The organism is Microcoleus sp. bin38.metabat.b11b12b14.051 (assembly GCF_013299165.1).
Classification (GTDB): Bacteria; Cyanobacteriota; Cyanobacteriia; order Cyanobacteriales; family Microcoleaceae; genus Microcoleus.
Map to the genome: position 1 here is coordinate 1 of NZ_JAAFKD010000064.1, position 4,327 is coordinate 4,327.

Sequence of the window (4,327 nt, forward strand, 5' to 3'; positions counted from 1 at the left end):
CTACCAGCAACACCATCGTCACCGTGGGCAGCACAAAACCCGCCACCGGCAACTTTGCCCTGCGGCCCATAGCCATGAGGGCTTGCAGCATTGCTCTCATCAGCCGCTTGGCTCCGGATCTGGTAACACCAGCAATCCGCCGCAGCAGCGATACGATAACTTTGGATAATTTGCTCTTAAACATTGACGCCTTCCTGAATAATTTCAGAGATGGTATTGCAGGTAGATACTGCTGAACAGTACGATCCCATCTTTATAGTTCCCATTTTCCCCAACTTTCATATCACCCCTTGCACAAATTCACAAAATGTGTAGTTTGGCCCAAGAGTAAAACCGACAAACTCGCCACAAAGCTCGCCACCGATATATTTTTCCCCGAAAGATTTGCCCTGCAAGGATTTGGGTTCGGGAACTCCACTCTAGTCTAGTTCGATCGAGATGTCAGTGCCCAGCGGCAAAGTCAAATAGAGGACACGGAAAATAGAGGACACGAAGAAGGGCACGGCGTCGTGTCAATTTAAGGTTAAAGATAGTGCTGGCCTTCTGTCTGGCGATTAAAACCCGATCCCCCCTAGCCCCCCTTAGGTCGGGGGGGACAAGAGCCTGCTCAAAGTCAACCCCTACTCCCCTTCTTAAGGGGGATTTAGGGGGATCTGACTCGGCTACGAACGATCTCTAAAAACGGTTCCAGGCGATTGTTGACGCAGCTTTGGCCAATGCCGTTTCCCTACCCAAAAACCGCAATAAATGTGCGCTCGAATTTCGGTTGTTGTGCGATCGCCCGCTCGGGAAACCGCACTGCCGTGTCCTGTTCCCACCCGATCGCGCGATCGCACTTGATGTATTGTCCAAAAGTGCGATCGTCCACAAATATCAAGCAGCAGCCGTAGCATTTGCTGGCAGTGGTTCAATTTCCTCCGGTGTAGCCTGACGGCGCGGGTCATTAAAGCCGCCGGCTGCTAGCCAATTAGGATTTTGCGCCGCCTCGCAACCAATCACGTAAAGCGAAGATTCGTTAAAAGCAGCCCAGAGAGCATCACAAGCCTGTTTATCCATCAGTGAATCTGCGATCGGGCGATCGTGAATCACAGCAAACAAATCAAACTCGTTGCGTTTGGGATTCCACTGGTATTGCAAACTAGGAGCATAACCCATTTCGATCAATTGTGCGATCGCGCGCTCGGGCGTATATCCATCCAAGTGAACCCGATTCAGATAGATAGACACTTGCACGTACTCATCTTTCGGTGGTAGCAGTCGGTAATTCGAGTCAGTCATCATTATTTGTCTCCGTGCAGTAGTAATAAGAGCCGCCTGCAATATCGGGGCGTTTTTCAGCCTTCATTTGTTGCTGAGCACATCGTCGCTTAGCATAAAGGTCTTTTTCGATTTCAGTCTCGCCCGGGGCATAAAAAGGACGGTTAGGAAGCAGTTCGGCTTCTAAATCTTCCCAAGATTTCTCAGGGTTGTCTGAATCTCTCAACATTTGTCCCTCGCGGTCTGTTCGAGGATGCCGTTTATTGGATATAGTCGATCGGTCATCAGTCTGTCTCCTCAGTTTTGGTAGCCGTCTTGACGCGCTTCGGCTTTGACTCTAAAACCGGTTCGTTTTCCTGCAACCAGGTTTCGATGTACTCCAACAGAACCTCATTCATGCTGAGGCTACGCATGGCGCAAGATGCTTTGAACTTGGCTCTTGTCTCTTCAGGTAGATAGATTTTTACGGACACAGTTTTACTTGTAGTCAAAGTTGCCATATCGCTATATCGATTTGTCTATGTGTCTAGCCTGACACACAGGCGCGCGATCGGATATGGGCGTTTATCGACATAAGGACTTATCGGTTTGTCCCTATATCGATCTAATAACAGATATAGCAAAAAAAACCACAACCCTGCCGAGTTAATTGGACGATCGCGCGATCGTAACTCGACTGTAAGCTATATTTATCAACAGTTCGACGCGCAAACCCACACCAACGAAGCGCCAAATATCATCACCCACCCATGAAACAACCCTCCAAACCCCCAAATTTCATCATCATCGGTGCCCAAAAAGGCGGCACAACCTCCCTGTACGCCTATCTCACCCAACATCCCCAAATCGCCCCCGCCGCCCAAAAAGAAATCCATTATTTCGACCTCCAATTCGACAAAGGTGCAGAATGGTATTACTCCCAATTTCCATCCTCAGTAGAACGCGGAGACAAGGTAACAGGAGAAGCCAGCCCCTATTACATTTTTCACCCCCATGTTCCGCAGCGCATTTACCAGTTATGTCCTGAAGTAAAATTAATCATATTGCTGAGAAACCCGGTTGACCGAGCGATTTCTCACTATTATCACGAGATCAAAATTAAATGCGAATCGCTATCTCTCGAAAGTGCGATCGCCCAGGAACACGATCGACTCAAAGGCGAACTCGAAAAACTTGAAGCCAACCCAAATTACTACAGTTACGAACACCAACACCATACATATCTAGCCCGCGGCCTCTACGCCGACCAACTTCCAGCCTGGATGCAGCTATTTCCGAAATCACAACTTTTAATCCTCAAAAGCGAAGATTTGTATGCAAATCCCGGCGGCACGTACAACAGCGTGTTAGAATTTCTAGGCTTGCCGCCGCACCAATTAGAAACCTACGGAAAGCACAACGCTACCGAATATCCGCCGGTCAGCGAGACAGTATACGAGCAATTAAGAGCATATTATCGATCGCCCAATCAGAGATTAGCCGATTTGTGCGATCGAGACTTCGGCTGGGATTGAAATCATAATTGTGTGATTGCGAGTTTTATTCTGTCATTGCGAGCTCTTAGCGAAGCAATCGCCAAAACCCGAGATTGCTTCGCGGACTCGCAATGACAATAAGTAATTTTTCACTCGTTCCCAGGCTGAGCCTGGGAACCTATATCTAGAGGCTCTGCCTCGCTCTTGAAAATCGAGGCAGAGCCTCGGGATCTGCGTTACCAGGCTCAGCCTCGTAACGAGTAATTGCCGTAGGGACACGGCAATGCCGTCTCCTCCGGGGCCGGACACGGCAATGCCGTTTCCCTACATAGGGCAAAAAATCCTTGACATTCCTACCAGTCCGTGCTAGGTTAGCGAATAGTATTGCATTTAATCAATAAATCGCATCCCTTCACTTATGTTCACAGCAAACAGCTATTTTTATTTTTGGCAAGGTCAAGTTCGCCCGGAGTGAATTTACAATTCACAGTGAACATCCGGGCGAACCGCAGACTAACACCTGCGGTTTTGTTTTTTCTACTTCTTTTCCCATCCACCAATCGAACACAAGCGAAAACAGCAATGACATTATTCAGTAACTGGTACTACGGCTTTTATTTTTGGCCCCGCAGGAGTTCTGGGTAAATTGTCGTGCTGTCTTTTCGCGCCAACCCGGAACTCCTTAAAAGTTCCGGGTTTTTTGTTGTCAACCAATCACCTAATTTTCGAGAAGAATTCCATCATGTTAGAAGCCAAACTCGCAACCAAATCTCATCCCGAACACCAAACTATTGTCAAACTATCCGAAACAGTCTCTGTGGGCGGCACAGAATTGTTAATCGTCGGCGGGCCCTGTACCGTGGAAAGTTCCGAACAAATGGAGACAGTCGCCAGCAAACTCTCAGTCGCACCGGTGCAGGCGTTGCGCGGGGGAGTCTACAAACCCCGCACTTCTCCCTATGCTTTCCAAGGAATGGGAATTGAGGGGCTGGAAATTTTAGCGGATGTCAGCCGCCGTTACGGTGTACCCGTGGTAACAGAGGTAATGTCGATCGCCCAAATCGAGCCGGTTGTCGCCTATGCTGATATGCTGCAAGTAGGCAGCCGCAATATGCAAAATTTCGAGTTGTTAAAGGCGATCGGTCAAGCCGGAAAACCAGTCTTACTAAAACGCGGCTTGTCAGCGACCATCGAAGAATTTGTGATGGCCGCCGAATACATTCTCAGCCACGGAAACCCGAATGTAGTCATGTGCGAAAGAGGCATCCGCAGTTTCGACAATTACACCCGCAACGTCTTAGATTTAGGTGCAGTCGTAGCGCTGAAACAGTTAACTCATTTGCCAGTAATTGTAGATCCTTCTCACGCAGTCGGCAAGCGAGAATTAGTCGCGCCTTTAGCAAAAGCCGCGGTTGCTTGCGGTGCTGACGGATTGATTGTTGAGTGTCACCCGCAACCGGAAAAATCGGTTTCTGACGCGCGGCAAGCTCTTTCTTTGCCGGATATGGTAGATTTAGTTGCTAGTTTGCGGCCTGTGGCGGCGGCCGTCGGGCGGTGCGTTGCTGATATTAATTTGCATTCACAGGTATTAAGCG

7 protein-coding genes are annotated in these 4,327 nt (G+C 48.9%); 3 read left to right on the forward strand and 4 right to left on the reverse strand.

The features are described 5' to 3' along the window. Positions 1-236: hypothetical protein (locus tag QZW47_RS30040; RefSeq protein ID WP_293136441.1), on the forward strand; the 236-nt coding region annotated here is incomplete at its 5' end. A gap of 491 nt (positions 237-727) precedes the next feature. Here QZW47_RS30040 and QZW47_RS30045 read toward each other — a convergent pair. From QZW47_RS30045 to QZW47_RS30060, 4 genes are read right to left on the reverse strand one after another with little or no spacing between them, the layout of a single operon-like run. Further along, positions 728-868 carry a hypothetical protein gene (locus tag QZW47_RS30045; RefSeq protein WP_293136443.1) on the reverse strand — a complete coding sequence of 47 codons (141 nt, stop codon included), beginning with the start codon at positions 866-868 and terminating at the stop codon, positions 728-730. Positions 869-873: 5 nt separating this feature from the next. Next, positions 874-1,281: a hypothetical protein gene (locus QZW47_RS30050; RefSeq protein ID WP_293136445.1), complete on the reverse strand. Its 408-nt coding sequence runs from the start codon at positions 1,279-1,281 to the stop codon at positions 874-876. Beyond that, the gene (locus tag QZW47_RS30055; RefSeq protein ID WP_293136447.1) at positions 1,271-1,486 is read right to left on the reverse strand and encodes a hypothetical protein; all 216 of its coding nucleotides are present in this window, start codon (positions 1,484-1,486) and stop codon (positions 1,271-1,273) included. Before QZW47_RS30055 ends, QZW47_RS30050 begins: the two co-directional genes overlap by 11 nt. A gap of 55 nt (positions 1,487-1,541) precedes the next feature. Beyond that, positions 1,542-1,757, reverse strand: a complete 216-nt coding sequence (locus tag QZW47_RS30060) for a plasmid partition protein ParG (RefSeq protein WP_293136449.1) — start codon at positions 1,755-1,757, stop codon at positions 1,542-1,544. Positions 1,758-2,006: 249 nt separating this feature from the next. Between QZW47_RS30060 and QZW47_RS30065 the strand changes: the two genes are divergently transcribed. After that, a complete protein-coding gene (locus QZW47_RS30065) occupies positions 2,007-2,771 on the forward strand; it encodes a sulfotransferase domain-containing protein (RefSeq protein ID WP_293136451.1) in 765 nt (254 codons plus the stop codon). 703 nt (positions 2,772-3,474) lie between these two features. Continuing rightward, positions 3,475-4,327 (forward strand): 3-deoxy-7-phosphoheptulonate synthase (gene aroF, locus QZW47_RS30070; protein ID WP_293136453.1); only part of this gene is annotated, 853 nt, incomplete at its 3' end.